At 50.4% G+C, this 1,780-nt stretch carries 2 protein-coding genes; both read right to left on the bottom strand.

Annotated elements, in window-relative coordinates; all coding sequences use genetic code 11:
• Positions 1-118: hydroxyisourate hydrolase (locus RMO35_RS10765; protein WP_309741095.1), on the bottom strand; the 118-nt coding region annotated here is incomplete at its 3' end.
• 217 nt (positions 119-335) lie between these two features.
• Complete coding sequence (gene hpxO, locus RMO35_RS10760; RefSeq protein ID WP_309741093.1) at positions 336-1,496, bottom strand: FAD-dependent urate hydroxylase HpxO; 1,161 nt, start codon at positions 1,494-1,496, stop codon at positions 336-338.
• Positions 1,497-1,780 lie beyond the last annotated feature (284 nt).

Here is a 1,780-nt window from a genome sequence, read left to right as displayed (position 1 = left end):
TAATTAAGGTGCGATTTTCTGATGGAGATGCGATCGTCGAGTAAAGGGTTATTTCAACTCCTGCGGCGGGGCAGCCGTGGGCTGTGTCTAGAACGTGGGTTGTTAATTTACCTGCCATAGTTGGAAATTAGATTTACCTGTGGGACTGGTGCTTAGTCATCAACCGCCCTGAAATGAATTTCGGGCTAATAGCGAAAGTTCACTTCAGTGAACTGAAGAACTTTTCTTTTCAGACATAATCCATCCTGGGAAAATCCCCTCCTCGGAGGGGTGGCGCGTAGCGACGGGGTGGGTAGATCCTCGCATCACCCCTAAAAGACCATACTTGCAATTTTTCATCGCAATGGGCCACCTAAAATAGTTTTAGCGATCGCACCAGTCACATCTCCAGGTGGCTCATTTTTCAATTGCTGATACCAAGCTTGAGTCACATCAGGATCGCAACCGTGGATTTCTTCGGCGCGTTGACGCGCTTTAGCGACGACAGCATTAGCGCGTTCTTTGCGCTCGGATTCGTAACGTTTGAGGGCATCCGGTACGCTGATATTCGTCGCAATTAGATAATTACTCAGTACCCAAGCATCTTCGAGAGCTTGACAGCCGCCTTGTCCGAGATCGGGGCAAGTCGCATGAGCCGCATCGCCCAGAAGTGCCACTCGCCCCCGCACGTAGCGATCGATCGGTCCCATATCGTGAATGGCGATGCGGGCAGTTTCGGCGGGATTGAGTCGATCGATCAGTTGCTGCACTGGTTCGTCCCAGCCGTGAAAATGCGCCTTTAATTCGGCTCGATAACTATCTGGCGTAGCGCAATTATCTGGCGGGAGCGGAACATCTAAAAAGAAATAACAGCGCGAGTCGCCCACGGGCATCAGGGACGCGCGTTTGTGTTCGCCGACATAGATACTCCAGGTATTTTTCGGTGCTAATTTTTCATCGGCGGGTACCAATCCATTCCAGTTAATGTACCCCGCATATTTGGGTTCGACAGGTTTGTCGAGAATCTGTTTGCGAAATTGCGATCGAATGCCATCGGCAGCAATAATTAAGTCGCCACTGGTGCGATGACCATTTTCAAAGATCGCCGTTACGCCTGTCTCGGATTCTTCAAAGTCGATACATTTATGGTTGAGAGACACTTGCCCAGGAAATGCAGCTAATAGCATCATTTGTAAATCCCGACGGGCGACTGGATACGGACGCTGCCCGACGCGATCGATCAGCGGCATCAAGTCGATATGATTGAGCAATTCTCCAGTTTTACTGCGATATTCCATCGCATTCATTTCGCCCCCGATCGCGGCTATTTCTGCCCCTAAACCCAGTCGATTCAGTACTTTGACCCCATTCGACCACAGGGAAATTCCCGCCCCCACAGGGCGCAATGTGGCGACTCGATCGTATATCTCCACTTCATAACCCGCCTGTTTGAGGGCGATTCCGGCTGTCAATCCCCCAATCCCCGCCCCGATAATAATTACTTTGAGATGGTTCATCTTAATACTATGCTGTGAAATATTTGCGCTCGCCTAGCCTACCCTCGCTCCTAACTTGTACGCACAAGTCGAATGTTGCTCCGTTTCTAGATCTAAATCCCCCCTAACCCCCCTTAAAAAGGGGGAACCGGATCTGGAAGTCCCCCTTTTTAAGGGGGATTTAGGGGGATTCCACCAATTTCGCTTCTAACTAGAGATGTGTATACACTGTCTCCCCTCGTCCCTTAAAAATTCGGCGGATGATACTCATGCCAGTGCTGGGCGATATCGATGCGACGACACAG

This window comes from Chamaesiphon sp. OTE_20_metabat_361 (assembly GCF_031364565.1).
The sequence above is the reverse complement of the archived record's forward strand: the minus strand, read 5'-3'. Positions and strand labels throughout refer to the sequence as shown.